The sequence below is a fragment of the Mesorhizobium sp. G2-6-1 genome (genome assembly GCF_055809095.1).
Window position 1 is genome coordinate 3,759,553 of the sequence record NZ_CM147896.1, and the last position, 20,511, is coordinate 3,780,063.

The 20,511-nt window shown below is 56.4% G+C and carries 18 protein-coding genes and 1 pseudogene; 2 read left to right on the plus strand and 17 right to left on the minus strand.

What is annotated here, in order from left to right; translation table 11 throughout:
* Positions 1-13 precede the first annotated feature (13 nt).
* The 12 genes from rpsC to rpsL form a co-directional block, all read right to left on the minus strand.
* Entirely contained in the window at positions 14-730 is a 717-nt protein-coding gene (gene rpsC, locus AC0L7S_RS18180; protein ID WP_473472289.1) for a 30S ribosomal protein S3, read from the minus strand.
* On the minus strand, positions 730-1,119 hold the full coding sequence (gene rplV / locus AC0L7S_RS18185) for a 50S ribosomal protein L22 (RefSeq protein WP_473472290.1): 390 nt from the start codon (positions 1,117-1,119) through the stop codon (positions 730-732). Before rplV ends, rpsC begins: the two co-directional genes overlap by 1 nt.
* A 2-nt stretch (positions 1,120-1,121) precedes the next feature.
* The gene (gene rpsS, locus AC0L7S_RS18190; RefSeq protein WP_056101454.1) at positions 1,122-1,400 is read right to left on the minus strand and encodes a 30S ribosomal protein S19; all 279 of its coding nucleotides are present in this window, start codon (positions 1,398-1,400) and stop codon (positions 1,122-1,124) included.
* 17 nt (positions 1,401-1,417) lie between these two features.
* Complete coding sequence (gene rplB / locus AC0L7S_RS18195) at positions 1,418-2,251, minus strand: 50S ribosomal protein L2 (RefSeq protein ID WP_473472291.1); 834 nt, start codon at positions 2,249-2,251, stop codon at positions 1,418-1,420.
* 23 nt (positions 2,252-2,274) lie between these two features.
* Positions 2,275-2,568: a 50S ribosomal protein L23 gene (locus tag AC0L7S_RS18200; RefSeq protein WP_473472292.1), complete on the minus strand. Its 294-nt coding sequence runs from the start codon at positions 2,566-2,568 to the stop codon at positions 2,275-2,277.
* A complete protein-coding gene (gene rplD / locus AC0L7S_RS18205; protein ID WP_473472293.1) occupies positions 2,565-3,185 on the minus strand; it encodes a 50S ribosomal protein L4 in 621 nt (206 codons plus the stop codon). The genes AC0L7S_RS18200 and rplD overlap by 4 nt, the downstream gene beginning before the upstream one ends.
* Positions 3,185-3,895: a 50S ribosomal protein L3 gene (rplC, locus tag AC0L7S_RS18210; protein ID WP_473472294.1), complete on the minus strand. Its 711-nt coding sequence runs from the start codon at positions 3,893-3,895 to the stop codon at positions 3,185-3,187. The genes rplD and rplC overlap by 1 nt, the downstream gene beginning before the upstream one ends.
* A gap of 58 nt (positions 3,896-3,953) precedes the next feature.
* Positions 3,954-4,262, minus strand: a complete 309-nt coding sequence (gene rpsJ, locus AC0L7S_RS18215; RefSeq protein WP_010909272.1) for a 30S ribosomal protein S10 — start codon at positions 4,260-4,262, stop codon at positions 3,954-3,956.
* Between the two features lie 64 nt (positions 4,263-4,326).
* Positions 4,327-5,502 (minus strand): elongation factor Tu, encoded by a 1,176-nt coding sequence (tuf, locus tag AC0L7S_RS18220; protein ID WP_473472295.1) that lies wholly within the window; start codon positions 5,500-5,502, stop codon positions 4,327-4,329.
* Positions 5,503-5,569: 67 nt separating this feature from the next.
* Entirely contained in the window at positions 5,570-7,660 is a 2,091-nt protein-coding gene (gene fusA / locus AC0L7S_RS18225; protein WP_473472296.1) for an elongation factor G, read from the minus strand.
* Positions 7,661-7,691: 31 nt separating this feature from the next.
* Positions 7,692-8,162: a 30S ribosomal protein S7 gene (gene rpsG / locus AC0L7S_RS18230; protein ID WP_473472297.1), complete on the minus strand. Its 471-nt coding sequence runs from the start codon at positions 8,160-8,162 to the stop codon at positions 7,692-7,694.
* Positions 8,163-8,239: 77 nt separating this feature from the next.
* On the minus strand, positions 8,240-8,611 hold the full coding sequence (rpsL, locus tag AC0L7S_RS18235) for a 30S ribosomal protein S12 (RefSeq protein WP_106775706.1): 372 nt from the start codon (positions 8,609-8,611) through the stop codon (positions 8,240-8,242).
* Positions 8,612-9,087: 476 nt separating this feature from the next.
* Here rpsL and AC0L7S_RS18240 point away from each other — a divergent pair, with 476 nt between their 5' ends.
* Both AC0L7S_RS18240 and AC0L7S_RS18245 read left to right on the plus strand, forming a co-directional pair.
* Positions 9,088-9,369, plus strand: a complete 282-nt coding sequence (locus tag AC0L7S_RS18240; protein ID WP_473472298.1) for a transcriptional regulator — start codon at positions 9,088-9,090, stop codon at positions 9,367-9,369.
* Positions 9,370-9,478: 109 nt separating this feature from the next.
* Entirely contained in the window at positions 9,479-10,414 is a 936-nt protein-coding gene (locus AC0L7S_RS18245; protein ID WP_473472299.1) for a Gfo/Idh/MocA family protein, read from the plus strand.
* 100 nt (positions 10,415-10,514) lie between these two features.
* Here the strand turns inward: AC0L7S_RS18245 and rpoC are convergent.
* The 5 genes and pseudogenes from rpoC to AC0L7S_RS18270 form a co-directional block, all read right to left on the minus strand.
* Positions 10,515-14,710 (minus strand): annotated as a pseudogene (rpoC, locus tag AC0L7S_RS18250) (DNA-directed RNA polymerase subunit beta').
* A 129-nt stretch (positions 14,711-14,839) separates the two neighbouring features.
* Positions 14,840-18,976, minus strand: a complete 4,137-nt coding sequence (gene rpoB / locus AC0L7S_RS18255) for a DNA-directed RNA polymerase subunit beta (protein WP_473472300.1) — start codon at positions 18,974-18,976, stop codon at positions 14,840-14,842.
* Between the two features lie 226 nt (positions 18,977-19,202).
* Positions 19,203-19,577: a 50S ribosomal protein L7/L12 gene (rplL, locus tag AC0L7S_RS18260; protein ID WP_473472301.1), complete on the minus strand. Its 375-nt coding sequence runs from the start codon at positions 19,575-19,577 to the stop codon at positions 19,203-19,205.
* A 54-nt stretch (positions 19,578-19,631) separates the two neighbouring features.
* Positions 19,632-20,150 (minus strand): 50S ribosomal protein L10, encoded by a 519-nt coding sequence (gene rplJ / locus AC0L7S_RS18265; RefSeq protein WP_473472302.1) that lies wholly within the window; start codon positions 20,148-20,150, stop codon positions 19,632-19,634.
* Positions 20,151-20,331: 181 nt separating this feature from the next.
* Positions 20,332-20,499 (minus strand): hypothetical protein, encoded by a 168-nt coding sequence (locus AC0L7S_RS18270; RefSeq protein ID WP_473472303.1) that lies wholly within the window; start codon positions 20,497-20,499, stop codon positions 20,332-20,334.
* Positions 20,500-20,511 lie beyond the last annotated feature (12 nt).

A 20,511-nucleotide genomic window follows, 5' to 3' on the forward strand; every position in this document is an offset into this window, starting at 1 on the left:
ATTCTCAGTTTGCTCAGGCGTTTTCGCGCCGGCGTCCACCGCCGCGTTCGCCAGGATGTGCATCGCCTTCAGTGGCGCGGCGTTCGGAAGCCATAGGGTCATGCTCAAGGATTTCGCCTTTGAATACCCAGACTTTTACACCGCAAATGCCATATGCGGTTTGCGCTTCAGCCGTACCGTAGTCGACGTCAGCACGCAGAGTGTGAAGCGGCACACGACCTTCGCGGTACCATTCCATACGCGCGATTTCCGCACCGCCGAGACGACCGGCGCAATTGATGCGAATGCCTTCCGCGCCAAGACGCATTGCCGACTGAACAGCGCGCTTCATGGCGCGACGGAACGCGATACGGCGCTCAAGCTGCTGGGCGATCGACTGGGCAACCAATGTCGCGTCGATTTCCGGCTTGCGGACTTCAACGATATTCAGGTGCGTTTCCGACTTGGTCATGTCGGTCAGCTTGCGGCGAAGCTTCTCGATGTCGGCGCCCTTCTTGCCAATGATGAGGCCCGGACGCGCAGCATGGATCGTGATCCGGCATTTCTTGTGCGGACGCTCGATCACCACCTTGGAGATGGCAGCCTGCTTGAGTTCCTTTTCGATATACTCGCGGATCTTGATGTCTTCATGCAGAAGCTTGCCGTACTCTCCGGTATTTGCATACCAGCGGGAATCCCAAGTGCGGTTAATGCCGAGGCGGAAACCGATTGGATTGATTTTCTGACCCATTATGCGGCCTCCACTTTTTCTTCGACTTCACGAACGACGATCGTGAGGTGCGAAAACGGCTTCTCGATACGGCTGGCACGACCGCGGCCACGAGCGTGGAAGCGCTTCATGACAATCGACTTGCCGACAAAGGCCTCAGCAACGACCAAGGCGTCAACGTCGAGGTCGTGATTGTTTTCCGCATTGGCGATCGCGGACTCGAGCGTCTTCTTGACGGTTCCCGAAATCCGTTTCGCCGAAAATTCAAGATCGTTCAGTGCAGTCGCAACCTTCTTGCCGCGAATAAGCGCAGCAACGAGATTGAGCTTTTGCGGGCTGATACGAATGGTGCGCAATACGGCACGCGCCTCGTTGTCAGCAAGCCTGCGCGGAGCTTTGGCCTTGCCCATGACTATTTCCTCTTCGCCTTCTTATCCGCGCCATGACCGTAATAGGTCCGGGTTGGAGCGAACTCACCGAATTTGTGACCGACCATGTCCTCATTTACCGAGACGGGAACATGCTTCTGGCCGTTGTAGACACCAAAGGTGAGGCCAACAAACTGCGGCAGGATGGTGGAACGGCGGCTCCACATCTTGATTACCTCACTACGACCACCTTCACGAACCTTGTCTGCCTTCTTCAAAAGGTAGCCGTCGATGAAGGGGCCTTTCCAAATAGAACGAGTCACTTGGGCGTTACCTCTTCTTAGCTCTTGCGCTGATGACGCGAGCGCAGGATGAATTTATCGGTCGCCTTGTTGGACCGCGTCTTCTTGCCCTTGGTTGGCTTGCCCCAGGGGCTGACTGGATGGCGGCCACCCGAGGTGCGGCCTTCGCCACCACCGTGCGGATGATCGACCGGGTTCATGGTCACGCCGCGATTGTGCGGACGCTTGCCACGCCAAACCGTACGACCTGCCTTACCGTCATTGATGTTGCCGTGATCCGGATTGGACACAGCGCCAACAGTTGCAATGCAAGAGCCGTGCACAACACGCTGCTCGCCGGAATTCAGGCGAAGGATCGCCATTCCCTGATCACGACCAACCAATTGGGCATATGCACCTGCCGAACGGGCGACCTGGCCACCCTTGCCCGGCTTGAGCTCAATATTGTGAACGATGGTGCCAACCGGCATGGCCGACAGCGGCATTGCATTGCCTGGCTTCACGTCAGCCGATGCGCCAGCCACGACCTTGTCGCCGACCGCGAGACGCTGAGGTGCGAGAATGTAATTCAACTCGCCATCTTCATACTTGATCAGCGCGATGAACGCGGTCCGGTTGGGATCGTATTCGAGGCGCTCAACGGTGCCAACGACATCAAACTTGCGACGCTTGAAGTCAATGATGCGATAAGAACGCTTATGTCCACCACCGATAAAACGTGCAGTGATGCGCCCGTAATTGTTACGCCCGCCCGACTTGGTCAGACCTTCGGTCAAACCCTTCACCGGCTTGCCCTTATACAGGCCCGACCGGTCAACGATGACCAGTTGGCGCGTGCTCGGCGTGATCGGATTGTATTTTTTAAGTGCCATTGTTGTTGTCCTCGCCGTCCGTATCAGAGGCCTGTCGCGACGTCGATCGACTGACCGTCAACCAGTGTCACAACTGCTTTTTTGACATCACCCTGGCGACCGATCGTCCCGCGAAAGCGCTTGACCTTGCCCTTGCGTACCAGTGTGTTGACGGCGGTTACCTTGACACCAAACAGCGCCTCGACCGCTGCCTTGATCTCCGGCTTGGTCGCCTTTCGAGCCACATTGAACACCACCTGATTATATTCAGAAGCCATTGTGGACTTTTCGGTGATCGCCGGGCTCACGATGACATCGTAATGACGAAGGTCGGTCATTTGAAGCGCTCCTCGAGAGCCTCGACGGCTGCCTTTGAAAGGACCAGCGTGCCGCGGCGCATAATGTCATAAACGTTGATGCCCTGAATTGGCAGCACATCAACATTGGGGATGTTGGTTGCAGCAAGCTTGAAGTTGTTATCCAACTCCGAACCGCCGATCAGCAGAGCGTTGGTCAGACCGAGTGCCGCAAAATTGGCAACCAGCGCCTTCGTCTTGGCCTCGGACAGCTTCAACTCGTCAATGACGATGATCGATGCGCTCTTGGCTTTCGCCGACAATGCGTGCTTGAGCCCAAGTGCGCGGACCTTCTTGGGAAGATCGTGCTCATGGCTGCGTACAACTGGGCCATGAGCCTTGCCACCGCCACGGAACTGTGGGGCGCGCGCTGAATGGTGACGGGCACGGCCCGTGCCTTTCTGCTTGTACATCTTCGCGCCGGTGCGGGAAATTTCGGCGCGGGTCAGTGTCTTGTGCGTGCCCTGCTGGCGCTTTGCCAACTGCCAACGCACCACACGCTGCAAAATGTCTTCGCGAGGATCAAGGCCGAAAATCTCATCGGAGAGTTTTACCTTGCCGGCATCCTTGCCGCCAAGTGTGGAGATCTTGATATCCATTATTCCGCTCCCTCGCTGGCCGGAGCCTCGTTGCTGGCAGCGCGAACCGCAGCAGGCTTCGGTGCATTGTCCGGAAGCGCAACCTTGGCGGCATCACGTACCAATATCCAGGCACCCTTGGAACCCGGAACAGCGCCACGGATCAGGATAAGACCGCGATCCGTATCGGTTGAAACAACTTCAACATTCTGCGTGGTGACGCGAACATCGCCAAGATGGCCAGCCATGTGCTTACCCTTGAACACCTTGCCCGGATCCTGACGCTGGCCGGTCGAACCATGCGAACGGTGAGACACCGAGTTACCATGCGAAGCGCGACCGCCACCCATGTGATGGCGCTTTATAACGCCTTGAAAACCCTTACCGATCGTGGTGCCCGTCACGTCAACCTTCTGACCGACCACGAAATGCTCGACCGTGATCTCGGCACCGACATCAATGAGATTGTCGGCGGAGACACGAAATTCGGCAACCTTCGCCTTGGGCTCGACCGAAGCGGTCGCGAAATGGCCGCGCATCGCCTTGGATGTATTCTTCACCTTGGCCAAGCCAACGCCGAGCTGCACGGCTGTATAGCCGTTCTTCTCCTGCGTGCGCTGCGCAACGACCTGGCAGTTCTCCATCTGGAGAACGGTGACGGGAACATGCTCACCTGCATCATTATAGATGCGGGTCATTCCCACCTTCTTTGCAATCACACCTGAACGCATCAGTTCGTTCCTCTAGAGTTGCCTGTCGGAGCCTAGGCTCCTTCATGCCTCTTGTTCCTTAAAGCTTGATCTCGACGTCCACACCGGCAGCAAGATCGAGCTTCATCAGCGCATCGACCGTCTGAGGGGTCGGATCCACAATATCGAGCAGCCGCTTATGTGTGCGCATCTCGAACTGTTCACGGCTCTTCTTGTCGACATGTGGCGACCGGTTGACCGTGAATTTCTCAATTCGCGTCGGCAGCGGGATCGGGCCGCGGACATTGGCGCCAGTGCGCTTGGCCGTCGACACGATTTCCTTCGTCGAAGCGTCGAGCACACGATGGTCGAACGCCTTGAGGCGAATTCGGATATTCTGTCCGTTCATGCGTCAATTCCTTGTTCTGGCGCGGCGCGGGCTAACCGCGCCCGCGACAGATCGGTTGTTTTACTTATTCGACGATGGAGGCGACGATGCCGGCGCCAACGGTGCGGCCACCTTCGCGGATAGCGAAGCGAAGCTTCTCTTCCATGGCAATCGGCACAATCAGTTCAACATCAACCGTGATGTTATCACCAGGCATCACCATCTCGGTGCCTTCCGGCAGGCTGACAATGCCCGTCACGTCCGTCGTGCGGAAATAAAACTGCGGACGATAGTTGGTGAAGAACGGCGTATGACGCCCACCCTCTTCCTTCGTCAGAATGTAAGCTTCCGCCTTGAACTTCTTGTGCGGCTTCACAGTGCCCGGCTTGGCCAGAACCTGACCACGCTCAACACCCTCACGGTCAACACCACGCAACAGCGCGCCAATGTTGTCGCCAGCCTGACCCTGATCAAGCAGCTTGCGGAACATCTCAACGCCCGTGCAGGTCGTCTTCGACGTGTCGCGAATGCCGACAATCTCAAGCTCCTCGCCAACCTTGACGATGCCGCGCTCAACGCGACCCGTGACAACCGTGCCACGACCCGAAATCGAGAACACGTCTTCGATCGGCATCAGGAACGGCTTGTCAATCGGACGCTCCGGCGTGGGAATGTAAGCATCAACCGCTTCCATCAGCTTGCGGATCGCGTCCTCGCCGATTTCCTTGTTCGAATCTTCAAGGGCAGCAAGCGCCGAACCCTTGATGATCGGAATGTCATCGCCAGGAAATTCGTACTTCGACAAAAGCTCGCGAACCTCAAGTTCGACAAGTTCAAGCAATTCGGCATCGTCAACCTGATCAACCTTGTTCAGGAAAACGACAATGGCGGGAACGCCAACCTGGCGCGCCAGCAAGATGTGCTCACGCGTCTGGGGCATCGGGCCATCGGCTGCCGAAACAACCAGGATCGCGCCGTCCATCTGTGCTGCACCCGTGATCATGTTCTTCACATAGTCAGCATGGCCCGGGCAATCGACATGGGCGTAGTGACGCGCCGGCGTCTCATACTCAACATGCGCCGTCGAAATCGTGATGCCGCGCGCCTTTTCTTCAGGAGCCGCGTCAATCTGGTCGTAAGCCTTGAACTCACCAAAATACTTCGTGATCGCTGCCGTCAACGACGTCTTGCCGTGGTCAACATGACCAACCGTGCCAATGTTCACATGAGGCTTATTACGCTCAAATTTACCTTTTGCCATGTGAGGTCTCCATTCCTAGCTGCCCACCAGGGCGTTGAATTGATCTGCTTTTGCAACCCGTCGGGGATTACGCGTATTTCTTCTGAACTTCCTGAGCGACCACTGTCGGGACCGGCTCATAATGATCGAACTGCATCGAGTACTGGGCGCGGCCTTGCGACATCGAACGCAGATTGTCGACATATTTGAACATGTTGGCGAGTGGCACCATCGCATTGACAACGGTTGCAACACCACGGGCTTCAGTGCCCTGAATCTGCCCACGACGAGAATTCAAATCGCCGATTACATCACCGACATAATCTTCAGGGGTGACGACCTCGACCTTCATGATCGGTTCGAGCAACTGCACACCCAATTTCGGCGCTGCTTCACGGAAACAGGCACGACCGGCGATTTCAAATGCCAACACGCTGGAGTCAACATCATGGTAGGCACCATCGATGAGCGTCGCCTTGACGCCGATCATCGGGAACCCGGCAAATGGACCGGAAGACATGATGCTCCCAATACCCTTTTCCACGCCCGGGATATATTCCTTCGGCACGGCACCGCCGACGATCTTCGACGAGAACTGAAATTCGCTGCTTTCCGGATCGGGCTCGAAGATAATCTTGACACGCGCGAACTGGCCAGTACCGCCGGTCTGCTTCTTGTGCGTGTAATCCTGCTCATGCGTGCGGGTGATCGTTTCGCGATAAGCCACCTGCGGCGCACCGATATTGGCCTCGACCTTGAATTCGCGGCGCATACGGTCAACGAGAATGTCGAGATGCAACTCGCCCATGCCGGCAATAATGGTCTGGCCGGACTCTTCGTCAGTCTTGACGCGGAATGATGGATCCTCAGCCGCAAGACGATGCAGCGCCAGGCCCATTTTTTCCTGATCGTTCTTGGTCTTGGGCTCGATCGCGATCTGGATGACCGGATCGGGGAACTCCATACGCTCAAGAATGACCGGGTGCAGCGGATCGCAAAGTGTGTCGCCAGTGGTCGTGTCCTTGAGACCGGCAAGCGCCACAATATCGCCTGCGAAAGCCTCATCCACATCGGCACGCGAATTGGCATGCATCTGAAGCATGCGACCGATGCGCTCTTTCTTGCCCTTTACCGTATTGTCGAGCGATGCGCCCTTGACGACCTTGCCCGAATAGATGCGGCAGAAGGTGAGCGAGCCAACGAATGGATCGTTCATGATCTTGAAGGCGAGCATCGACATTGGCTCATCGTCGTCTGCATGGCGCTCGATATCGTTTTCCGTCTTCGCATCGATCCCCTTGATGGCAGGGACATCGAGCGGCGATGGAAGAAACTCGACAACAGCATCAAGCAAAGGCTGGACGCCCTTGTTCTTGAAGGCAGAGCCGCAGAACATCGGGAAGAATTTCACCGCAATGGTGCCCTTGCGGATCAAAGCGCGGATCTCGTCATTGTCAGGCATCTTGCCTTCGAGATAATTTTCAAGCGCCGTCTCGTCCATCTCGACAGCGGCTTCAATCAATTTCTCGCGATACTCCTCAGCCCGATCCTTGAGGTCGGCGGGGATTTCCACGATGTCCCAGGCAGCGCCGAGAGATTCATCGCGCCACACCAGCGCATTCATCTCGACCAGATCAACAACACCCTTGAATTCGGACTCGGCACCAATCGGAAGCTGCATGACAACGGCATGCGCGCCAAGACGCGAACCGACCATCTCAACCGAGCGGTAGAAATCCGCACCGATCTTGTCCATCTTGTTGCAGAAGATCATGCGCGGGACGCGATACTTGTCGGCTTGGCGCCAGACAGTTTCCGTCTGCGGCTCGACACCAGCATTAGCATCAAGCAGCGCAATCGCGCCGTCGAGAACGCGCAATGAACGCTCGACTTCAATGGTGAAATCAACGTGGCCGGGCGTGTCGATGATATTGAAGCGGCGCATCTTGCCGTCGCGACCCTTCCAGAAGGTCGTCGTCGCAGCCGACGTGATGGTTATGCCGCGTTCCTGTTCCTGCTCCATCCAGTCCATGGTGGCCGCGCCGTCATGGACTTCACCGATCTTGTGCGACTTGCCCGTGTAATAGAGGACGCGCTCGGTGGTCGTCGTCTTGCCGGCGTCGATATGCGCCATGATACCGAAATTGCGGTAGTCTTCGATTTTGTATTCGCGGGCCATGGGATGGTGCCTCTAACTCTTGTTCGCGCTCTTACCAGCGGTAGTGCGCGAAAGCGCGGTTGGCTTCCGCCATTTTGTGGGTGTCTTCACGCTTCTTCACAGCCGTGCCGCGGTTGTTGGCCGCATCCATCAACTCGCCGGAAAGGCGCTCAACCATCGTCGTTTCGTTGCGATTGCGCGCGGCAGTGATCAGCCAGCGAATAGCAAGGGCCTGGCGACGCTCGGGACGAACATCGACGGGAACCTGATATGTTGCACCACCGACACGGCGCGAACGCACTTCAACATGCGGCGCAACATTCTCAAGCGCCTGATGAAACACGGTGACCGGCTCCTGCTTAGTCTTGCCCTCGACCTGATCGAACGCACCGTAAACGATGGTTTCGGCGATCGACTTCTTACCGTCATACATAACGGCGTTCATGAATTTCGTGACGATGAGATCTCCGAATTTCGGATCCGGATTGATCTCACGCTTTTCTGCACTGTGACGACGCGACATTGCTTTTGTCTCTCAATCTCGTAGCCCGGCGCATTCACATGAAACGCCAGAGCCGGAAAACCCTTACTTCGGACGCCCTACTTCGGACGTTTGGCACCGTATTTGGAACGACGCTGCTTGCGGTTCTTCACGCCCTGTGTGTCAAGCACACCACGGATGATGTGATAACGAACGCCGGGAAGATCCTTCACGCGGCCGCCGCGGATCATGACCACGGAATGCTCCTGGAGATTATGCCCTTCACCAGGAATATAACCGATCACCTCGAACCCATTGGTGAGGCGGATCTTGGCAACCTTACGCAATGCTGAGTTCGGCTTCTTCGGCGTCGTTGTATATACGCGCGTGCAGACACCCCGCTTCTGCGGATTCTGCTGCATGGCCGGGACCTTGTTGCGCGTTGCCGGCGCCTGGCGCGGCTTGCGTATCAGTTGGTTGACGGTAGGCATTAAACCCTCTTGTCTCTCAATTCCGTGTCTCAAGCCCATTTGGGTCTCAAGCCCATTTGGGCAGCTTCAAGTGCGATTCCCATACGCAAATTCGGGCCACAAATCGCAAATCGCGATCCTGCCCGAACAAAGTGCAGAGGAAGCGATAACCGCTTCATGCGTGCCGGAAATGTCTTTTCGCTCGTAAAACGAACCTTGTTTGAGATAAACTCCAAAGCGTGTCGCCTTGGAAAAGAAAATCTCACATCGGTCCAGACTTGGCGGCTTCTACTCGCATGCCCGCACCTCGTCAACCCCGAAGCGTCAATTATCGCACTGACACCGAACAGAACGACCGACAGCCCGCATCAATGTAATTATCGTTCGCGGCAGCGAGGTTCCGGGGAAGAAAATGACCGGCTTTGATTGTCGAAAGGCGCTTTTTCGTGCGACAAGGCCGCCGACAACATGCACTCGCCGACAAAGGGAATCAATACATGTCCGATAGTGACGAGCGGCCCGTTACAATTATTACCGGCAGGGTCTGGAAGCGCAAAGGCGGTGAACCGGAAGGTGTTCATGTCATGTTGATCGCGCCGGACGATGATTCTGCGGTGAGACGCGCGCTCGAATCACTGGCGGCCGAGGGATACGCCGAAGCCGAACTCGACCAGATTGGCGATATGGAAGGCGAACCGGACGAAGAACCACATATCTCGGCCTTTCAGGGCGCACTGGAGGGAGAAGTCTCTATCGTAACATTCAACGAACCATTCTGAGGCGGCAATTTCGCAGCGATCTGGTCTTGTTTGACCATCGTCTCACGCATTACCGGCCCTTTGCAGCCTGATAGAACGGATCATCTTTCATCATGCGGGTGTATTCTTGATGACTTCAGACAATTTCCCCATCAGACTCGGAATTGTCGGGGTCGGCAAGATTGTCCGGGACCAACATCTTCCGGCTTTGTCCAAAGACCCCAATTACCGCCTTGTCGCCGCGGCGAGCCGCAATGGCAAGGTTGATGGCATCGAGAATTTTGCGAGCATTGAGGCGATGCTGGACAGTGTCGAGAACCTCGATGCGGTTTCACTGTGTATGCCACCCCAATACAGGTATGATGCAGCCCGCAAGGCGATCATGGCGCGAAAGCATGTCTTTCTGGAAAAGCCGCCGGGCGCAACGCTCAGCGAGGTCGAAGACCTGAAGTCACTGGCATTGGCGAAAGGAGTTTGTCTGTTTGCAAGTTGGCATTCCCGCTACGCTCCGGCTGTTGAGGCCGCGCGCAAATTCCTTGCTTCCACGCAAATTCTATCGGCGAAAATCATATGGAAAGAAGACGTTCGGCGCTGGCACCCTAATCAAGAATGGATTTGGGAACCGGGAGGGCTTGGCGTCTTTGATCCGGGCATCAACGCGCTTTCAATCGCAACGCATATACTGCCTTCATTCTTCGTCACCAATGCAGAACTGGCATTTCCCGAAAATCGAGATGCACCGATTGCCGCCAGCATGACATTGCGCACGTCCCAGGGATTGTCGGTAACGGCGGAATTCGACTGGCGTCAGACCGGCCCGCAAAGTTGGGACATCATCGCGCAAACGGAGGCAGGTGAAATGGTGCTGTCTGGTGGCGGGGCGAAGCTGACAGTTGACGCCCAGATTGTCCACGAAGAGCCTGAAGCAGAATATAGCGCACTTTATGCACGCTTCGCCGAGATCGTGGCAGCCGGCCACTGCGATGTCGATCTGGCACCGCTGCGCCACGTCGCCGACGCTTTCATGCTCGGAAAGCGAAATGTGGTCGAGGCGTTTCACGACTGAGCCCCGGCACCTATCGCGCACGCTTTACCCTAACTACATGATCCAAAGTAAAAAGCCGCCGGATATCTCCGGCGGCTTTTATTCATATTGATCGCAGCGCTTACTGTGCTGCCGTAATCATATCGGTCAACATCGGCTCGGCGACTTCCGCACCAGATGACTTGCGGCGCTCGTCGAGGATCAACTCGTCGCGCGACGTGGCAATGCGCCTGATCTGGCTCATCTGACCACCGGTACCGGCAGGGATCAAGCGGCCCACGATGACGTTTTCCTTCAAACCCTGAAGCATGTCGACCTTGCCTGCAACCGCAGCCTCCGTCAGAACGCGGGTCGTTTCCTGGAAGGAAGCGGCCGAGATGAAGGATGGCGTCTGCAGCGAAGCCTTGGTGATGCCGAGCAGAACCGGCTGACCGACAGCCGGCTTCTTGCCGTCCTCAACGAGACGTTCGTTGATTTCGTCAAGCTCGATGACATCGACATGATCGCCCGGAATATAGGTCGAGTCGCCCTGCTCCGTGACTTCCACCTTCTGCAGCATCTGGCGCACGATCACCTCAATGTGCTTGTCGTTGATTGACACGCCCTGCAAACGGTAGACTTCCTGGATTTCGTTGACGAGGTAGGAAGCAAGCGCCTCCACGCCCCTGATTGCCAGGATGTCATGCGGTGCCGGATTGCCGTCCAGAATGTAGTCGCCCTTCTCGATGACGTCCCCATCCTGAAGATGGAAAGGCTTGCCCTTCGGGATCAGATATTCGACCGCCTCCATTGTCGAGTCATGTGGCTCGATAACGATCCGGCGCTTGTTCTTGTAATCCCGACCGAAGCGAACCGTACCGTCGATCTCCGCAATGATGGCGTGATCCTTGGGACGGCGTGCCTCGAACAATTCGGCAACACGCGGCAGACCACCGGTGATGTCCTTGGTCTTGGCGCTTTCCATCGGGATACGTGCAAGCACGTCGCCCGGACGGACCTGACTGCCAGGTTCAACCGACAGGATTGCCTCGACCGAAAGCAGGAAGCGAGCATCGCCACCCTTTGACAGCTTGCCAACCTTGCCTTTGGCATCTTGCACGACCATTGCCGGCTTGAGGTCCGCACCACGCGGCGTGGAACGCCAGTCAATAACCTCGCGCTTGGTGATGCCCGTGGATTCGTCGGCTGTTTCCTGAACGGAAATACCGTCGACAAGATCCTCGAACTCCACCCTGCCCTCGATTTCCGTCAAGATCGGGCGGGTGTAAGGATCCCACTCGGCGATACGCTGACCGCGCTTCACCTTGTCGCCATCATCAACGAAAATACGCGAACCGTAGGTGAGACGATGGCTGGCGCGTTCCTTGCCGGCTTCGTCGAGAATGAGGATCGCCATGTTGCGGCCCATTACGACGAGATTGCCATCCGAATTGCGCACGACATTGCGGTTACGCACCTCGACCTTGCCCTCATAGGAGGCTTCAAGGAACGAGCTGTCGACCACCTGAGCGGTGCCGCCCATGTGGAAGGTACGCATGGTAAGCTGGGTGCCCGGCTCACCAATCGACTGTGCCGCGATAACGCCAACAGCTTCACCCTGGTTGACGGGCGTGCCGCGCGCCAGATCGCGACCGTAGCAAATTGCGCAGACGCCGGTCCTGATATCGCATGTCAAGGCAGAACGGATACGAACCGACTGTACGCCAGCCTTTTCAATCTGTTCAACGTCGCGTTCATCCATCAGCGTTCCGGCTTTGACGATCACGTCGCCGGTGACCGGATGCAGGATGTCGTCAAGCGAGGTACGGCCAAGCACACGCTGGCCAACCGAGGCAACGACCTGTCCGGCATCGACGATCGGCTGCATGGTAAGACCCTTGTCGGTGCCGCAGTCGAGCGAATTGACGATACAATCCTGCGCCACGTCGACAAGACGCCGCGTGAGATAGCCCGAGTTCGCCGTTTTCAAGGCGGTGTCGGCCAGACCCTTGCGGGCACCATGGGTCGAGTTGAAGTACTCGAGCACGGTGAGGCCTTCCTTGAAGTTCGAAATGATCGGCGTTTCGATGATTTCGCCAGACGGCTTGGCCATGAGGCCGCGCATGCCAGCGAGCTGGCGCATCTGTGTCGGCGAGCCACGCGCACCGGAATGCGACATCATGTAGATCGAATTCATCTGCTTTTGACGGCCATCGTCATCGAATTCGACCGCCTTGATGCGGCCCATCATTTCATCGGCAACCTTTTCGGAGCACTTGGCCCATGCATCGACGACCTTGTTGTACTTCTCACCTTGCGTGATCAGGCCGTCATTATACTGCTGCTCATATTCCTTGGCGAGCGATTCAGTATCGGTGACCAGCTTCTCCTTGGTGTTTGGCACAAGCATGTCGTCCTTGCCGAACGAAATGCCGGCGCGGCAGGCATGACCGAAGCCGAGCGCCATGATGCGGTCGCAGAAAATAACCGTCTCTTTCTGACCGCAATGGCGGTAGACCGTGTCGATCATCTTGGAGATGTTTTTCTTGGTCATCTCCTGATTGGCGGTCTCGTAAGGCACGTTAACGTTCTTGGGCAGCAATTCGCCGATGATCATGCGGCCAGGTGTCGTCTCGTAAATCTTCGAAACTTCATTGCCTTCAGCATCGACGGTGCGGAAACGGCCCTTGATCTTGGAATGAAGGGTAACCGCCTTGGTTTCCAAGGCATGTTGCAGTTCACCCATATCGGCAAAAACCATGCCCTCGCCCGGTTCGTTCTGATTGACGATCGAGAGATAATAGAGGCCAAGCACCATGTCCTGCGACGGCACGATGATCGGCGCGCCAGATGCAGGATGCAGGATATTGTTGGTCGACATCATCAAGACGCGCGCTTCGAGCTGTGCTTCCAATGAGAGCGGCACATGTACCGCCATCTGGTCGCCATCGAAGTCGGCATTGAACGCCGTGCACACCAACGGATGAAGCTGGATGGCCTTGCCTTCAATGAGGGTTGGTTCGAACGCCTGGATACCAAGACGATGCAGCGTCGGAGCGCGGTTCAGGAGAACCGGATGCTCGCGAATAACCTCGTCGAGAATATCCCAGACTTCCGGGCGTTCCTTTTCAACCAGCTTCTTGGCCTGCTTGACGGTCGAGGAGTAACCCTTGGCGTCAAGGCGCGCATAGATGAAGGGCTTGAACAGCTCAAGCGCCATCTTCTTTGGCAGGCCACACTGATGGAGCTTCAATTCGGGGCCCGTCACGATGACGGAGCGGCCCGAATAATCGACGCGTTTACCAAGCAAGTTCTGGCGGAAACGGCCCTGCTTGCCCTTCAGCATATCGGACAGCGACTTCAACGGGCGCTTGTTGGCACCCGTGATGACACGGCCACGACGACCGTTATCGAACAGCGCATCAACAGCTTCCTGCAACATGCGCTTTTCATTGCGCACAATGATGCCGGGAGCGCGAAGCTCGATCAGGCGCTTCAGGCGGTTGTTACGGTTGATAACACGCCGATAAAGGTCGTTCAGATCGGATGTCGCGAAACGGCCGCCATCAAGCGGCACCAGTGGACGCAGGTCCGGCGGAATGACCGGCACGACCTTCATGATCATCCATTCCGGGCGGTTGCCGGATTCCATGAAATTCTCGACGACCTTGAGGCGCTTCAGGAATTTCTTCTGCTTCAGTTCCGACGTGGTGGTTGCCAGTTCGGTGCGCAGATCACCCGCGATCTTTTCCAGGTCCATGCCTGACAAGAGATCGTGGATCGCCTCGGCGCCAATCATGGCGGTGAAGCTGTCCTCACCATATTCGTCGACGGCCAGCATATGCTCTTCTTCGGAGAGGAGCTGGTGTTCCTTCAACGCTGTCAGACCGGGTTCGGTAACGATGTAGTTCTCGAAATAGAGAACACGTTCGATATCCTTCAAGGTCATGTCGAGCAGCGTTCCGATGCGGCTCGGCAGTGACTTCAGGAACCAGATATGCGCAACAGGTGCTGCAAGTTCGATATGGCCCATGCGCTCACGGCGAACGCGTGACAAGGTGACTTCAACGCCGCACTTTTCGCAGATGACGCCCTTGTACTTCATGCGCTTGTACTTGCCGCACAAACATTCGTAATCCTTGATCGGACCGAAAATGCGCGCGCAAAACAGACCGTCACGCTCGGGTTTGAACGTACGATAATTGATCGTCTCCGGCTTCTTGATTTCGCCGAAGGACCACGACAGGATTTTCTCAGGGCTGGCGAGCGAAACCGGATGGAATCGAACACCTGCGCTGGCGCCTGCGGGTTGAAGAGATTCATGACCTCTTGGTTCATGCCATTCTCCTTTGCGGGGTCCTCGAAAACCCCATTCCAATTTTATGCGGGAGGTCACCCGCGAGACTCGGCCTTGGCCGAAAGATTCGTGGCGACCGCGAAAAATTACGCGGTCGCCTTTCGCCGAACTTATTCGGCAGCATCCGGCAGACGCTGTTCGGGCTCTTCGAGTTTGGTATTCTCCAACTCGACATTGAGACCCAGCGACCGCATTTCCTTGACGAGAACGTTGAAGCTTTCGGGAATACCAGCTTCAAACGTATCATCACCACGCACGATGGCTTCGTAGACCTTGGTTCGGCCGGCAACGTCGTCCGATTTCACCGTCAACATTTCCTGCAACGTGTAGGCCGCACCATATGCTTCCAGTGCCCAGACCTCCATTTCACCAAAGCGCTGGCCACCGAACTGCGCCTTACCACCCAATGGTTGCTGGGTGACAAGCGAGTAAGGTCCGATCGAACGCGCATGGATCTTGTCGTCGACAAGATGGTGAAGCTTGAGCATGTAGATATAGCCCATCGTCACCTTGCGATCGAACGGTTCGCCTGTGCGCCCATCATAGAGCTGGGACTGGCCACTTGTGTGAAGGCCCGCCTGTTCCAGCATCGTATTGATGTCGGCCTCATGCGCACCGTCGAACACCGGCGTTGCAATCGAAACGCCGCGCCGCATCTGTTCACTGAGGCGAACAACGCTCTCATCATCGTAGTCGCGAACCGGCTCGTTACGATCATTGGCTGGCATGAAGCTTTCCAGCGTATCACGCAACGGCTTGATGTCGCTTCCATCCTTATAGGCGTCGATCAACTCACCGATCTTCTTGCCCATGCCAGAACATGCCCAGCCCAGATGCGTTTCCAGAATCTGGCCGACATTCATGCGGCTCGGCACACCCAGCGGGTTGAGCACGATATCGGCATGAGTGCCGTCTTCAAGGAATGGCATATCCTCGACGGGAAGAATGCGCGACACGACACCCTTGTTGCCATGCCGACCGGCCATCTTGTCGCCCGGCTGCATCTTGCGTTTCACGGCCACGAAGACCTTGACCATCTTCATGACGCCAGGAGGCATCTCGTCGCCGCGCTGTACCTTTTCGACCTTATCCATGAAACGCTGTTCGAGCGCCTTTTTGGAATCGTCATACTGGCCACGCAGTGCTTCCAGTTCGCTCTGGAGCTTTTCATCCTCCACTGCAAATTGCCACCACTGCGAGCGCGGATATTCGTCGAGCGTTTCCCTCGAAAGGGTCGAACCCTTCTTGAAACCCTTCGGCCCGGCAATCGCTTCCTTGCCAATGAGAACATCGGCAAGACGCGAATAGACGTTGCGGTCAAGGATCGCCTGTTCGTCGTCACGATCCTTGGCGAGGCGTTCAATTTCCTCGCGCTCGATAGCCATGGCGCGCTCGTCCTTCTCCACACCGTGACGGTTGAAGACACGCACTTCGACAATCGTACCAAACGTTCCGGGCGGCATACGCATGGACGTATCGCGGACATCCGACGCCTTTTCACCGAAGATCGCGCGCAGGAGCTTTTCTTCCGGCGTCATCGGGCTTTCGCCCTTTGGCGTGATCTTACCGACCAGAATGTCGCCCGGCTGAACTTCAGCACCGATATAGACAATGCCTGCTTCGTCGAGATTCTTCAGCGCTTCTTCCGAGACGTTTGGAATATCGCGCGTGATTTCCTCAGGCCCAAGCTTGGTATCGCGCGCCATGACCTCAAATTCCTCGATGTGAATCGAGGTGAAGATGTCGTCGGCGACGATCCGCTCGGACAGGAGGATCGAATCCTCATAGTTGTAGCCATTCCACGGCATGAACGCGACGAGCACGTTGCGGCCGAGCGCCAGATCGCCAAGATCAGTCGAGGGACCATCAGCAATGATGTCACCCTTGTTGACATGATCGCCCATCTTCACCAGCGGGCGCTGATTGATGCAGGTCGACTGGTTCGAGCGCTGGAACTTCATCAGGCGGTAGATATCGACGCCGGACTTGCCCGGGTCGAGATCTTCGGTCGCGCGGATAACGATACGGGTCGCATCGACCTGATCGACGATACCGCCGCGACGGGCACCGATGGCCGCACCTGAGTCACGCGCGACAATCGGCTCCATACCAGTTCCAACGAATGGCGCTTCAGCGCGTACCAGTGGCACGGCCTGACGCTGCATGTTGGAGCCCATCAGAGCGCGGTTGGCGTCATCGTTTTCCAGGAACGGAATGAGTGCTGCGGCAACAGACACCATCTGCTTTGGCGACACATCCATCAAATCCACGTTTTCACGCGGTGCCATCATCACCTCGCCGGCGCTGCGGCAGATGACGAATTCATCAACAAAACGGCCATTCCCGTCGAGTTCGGCATTGGCCTGCGCGACGTGATGCTTGGCTTCTTCCATTGCCGAGAGATAGACGACATCATTGGTCAGCTTGCCATCGACGATCTTGCGATACGGGCTTTCGATGAATCCGTATTTATTGACGCGTGCGAAGGTTGCGAGCGAATTGATAAGGCCGATATTCGGGCCTTCCGGCGTTTCAATCGGGCAGATACGTCCGTAATGCGTTGGATGAACGTCTCTTACCTCAAAGCCAGCGCGTTCGCGTGTCAAACCACCAGGCCCGAGCGCCGAGAGACGGCGCTTGTGGGTGATCTCCGACAACGGATTGGTCTGATCCATGAACTGGGACAGCTGCGAGGAGCCGAAGAATTCACGAACCGCGGCAGCAGCAGGCTTGGCATTGATCAAATCCTGCGGCATGACCGTATCGATCTCGATCGACGACATGCGCTCCTTGATCGCGCGCTCCATGCGCAACAAACCAACGCGATACTGATTTTCCATCAACTCGCCAACCGAGCGCACGCGCCGATTGCCGAGATTGTCGATGTCGTCGATCTCGCCCTTGCCGTCGCGCAATTCGACGAGTGTCTTGACCACAGCAAGAATGTCATCCTTGCGCAGCACACGCACTGTGTCTTCGGCGTCCAGTTCAAGACGCATGTTCATCTTGACGCGACCGACGGCTGACAGATCGTAGCGTTCGCTGTCGAAAAACAGCGAATTGAACATGGCTTCGGCTGTTTCCAGCGTTGGCGGCTCACCTGGGCGCATGACACGATAAATATCGAACAGTGCTTCCTGACGGCTTTCGTTCTTATCGACGTTGAGTGTGTTGCGGATGTAGGCGCCAATATTGACATGATCGATGTCGAGAATCTTGATCTCATCATCGCTGGCGTCAAGCAGCACCTTCAGTGTCTTCTCGTCGATCTCGTCACCGGCTTCGAGGTAAACCTCGCCGGTTGCAAAATTGACGACATCCTCCGCCAGATAATTACCAATCAGGTCTTCATCCGTCGCCTTGATCGCCTTGAGGCCCTTCTCTCCAAGCTGCTTGGCCTGGCGAGCGGTGATCTTCTTGCCTGCTTCGACAACCACTTCATCCGTATCGGCGTCGACCAGATCGGTGACCGCCTTGAGGCCACGAAAACGATCGACGTTGAAGGGAATGCGCCAATGATCGCCAGCACGCTTGTAGGTGATCTGATTGTAGAAGGTCGACAGGATTTCTTCTGGATCCATGCCAAGCGCCATCAACAGGCTGGTGGCCGGAATCTTGCGGCGGCGGTCGATGCGGGCATGCACGACGTCCTTGGAATCGAACTCGATATCGAGCCACGAACCACGGTAGGGAATGACGCGTGCGGCAAACAGGAGCTTGCCAGACGAGTGCGACTTACCCTTGTCGTGATCGAAAAACACGCCGGGTGAACGATGCATCTGGGAAACGATCACGCGCTCAGTGCCGTTGACAATGAACGTGCCGTTCAATGTCATCAACGGCATGTCGCCCATATAGACGTCCTGTTCCTTGATGTCCTTGATCGACTTTGCACCGGTGTCTTCATCAATATCAAACACGATGAGGCGCAGCGTCACTTTCAAAGGTGCCGCATAGGTCAGATCGCGCTGACGGCATTCGTCAACGTCGAATTTGGGTCCCTCAAACTCGTACTTCACAAACTCCAGCATGGAAGAGCCGGAAAAATCCGAAATCGGGAATACAGACTTGAATACCGCCTGCAAGCCTTCGTCGCCGCGACCGCCTTCGGGTTCATCCACCATCAAAAACTGGTCGTAAGATGCCTTTTGAACCTCAATGAGGTTCGGCATCTCAGCGACTTCGGGGATTTTACCAAAGAACTTTCTTACGCGTCTGCGGCCATTGAACGTCTGAATCTGGGCCATCGTCGCTCCTTAACTCATCTATCGGCGGCGGACCTCGCCATGATCCGCCATACCTTCAGGGCCGCCGCATCGCGGCCTATCCGAAACAGGTGAAAACCTGTTTCCAGAGAGCCGTTCTCGGCCATCGGGAAAGAGGTTCTGTAAAAACTACCACTTCAGGCTTCGTTCGCTTCCGAGATGGAAGCGGCGGACGGCAAATGGCCGTCCGCCGAAACCGCAAAACTACTTATTTCAATTCGACCTTGGCGCCAGCTGCTTCGAGCTGGGTCTTGATCGTTTCCGCGTCGGCCTTGGAAACACCTTCCTTGACCGGCTTTGGTGCGGCCTCGACCAGATCCTTGGCTTCCTTGAGGCCAAGACCCGTGATGGCGCGCACTTCCTTGATGACGTTGATCTTCTGAGCGCCGGCTTCCGTCAAAACGACGTCAAATTCGGTCTTTTCCTCAGCAGGCGCATCAGCCGCACCACCGCCAGCGGCAGCGGCAGCAACCGGAGCAGCAGCGGAAACGCCCCACTTTTCTTCCAGAAGCTTCGAAAGTTCAGCCGCCTCAAGGACGGTCAGGTTCGAAAGGTCGTCTACGATCTTTGAAAGATCAGCCATTGTTATATTCCTTCATAAGGTTCGAACATGTGTTGTTGATAGTGAGGAACGGCCTCATGCCGCCTCGTCCTTCCGGGCGTAAGCACCAATAACGCGTGCGACCGATGCCGCAGGCGCATTGACGACCTGGGCGATCCGGGTTGCCGGCGTGGCGATCATGCCAACCAGCTTTGCACGCAGTTCGTCGAGCGACGGAAGTGTGGCAAGTGCCTTTACACCGTCGGCATCGAGCGAGGTCTTGCCCATCGAGCCACCGAGAATGACGAGCTTGTCATTCCCCTTGGCGAAGTCGGACGCGACCTTCGGCGCAGCAATCGGATCATCCGAATAAGCAAGAAGCGTCTGTCCTTTGAACAGATCAATCATGCTTTCGGATTCCGTGCCCTGAAGAGCGATTTTGGCGAGGCGGTTCTTCGCAACTTTGACGGTGCCGCCGGCATGACGCATCTTCTGACGAAGATCGTTCATTTGCGCGACGGTGATACCGGCATAGTGGGCCACGACTACTGAACCGGCGCCTTTGAAAGCGTCGTTCAGGCCCGTGACGAGTTCGCGTTTTTCCGCTCTGTCCACTGCCTATCTCCAGTTGACCCCCATCTCATTTTCGAGAACGGGAGTCTGGTTGCCTTTTGCCGGGCGGGCGGTTCCATTTCTGGATCACCCGAACGGCGCTCGAGGATCCTGTCCCCCTTCGCCACACCGTTTGGACAAGCCGCCCGGTGCGCAGACAAAAGGCAAACACGGTTCGAACCTTTCATTGGAGCAAAAGCTCCTTTGTCCGGTCTTCACCCGTCTCATGCAGGCCCACATGAATTAAGGTCCAATAATAAGCCGGACCGCCCACAATCTCGGACAGGATAACCAAAAGTCTTTCGACTTCCGGCACCCGAACCCCACAAAAGCGGGGTTCAGATTTCTTCATCGGTTCAATCTT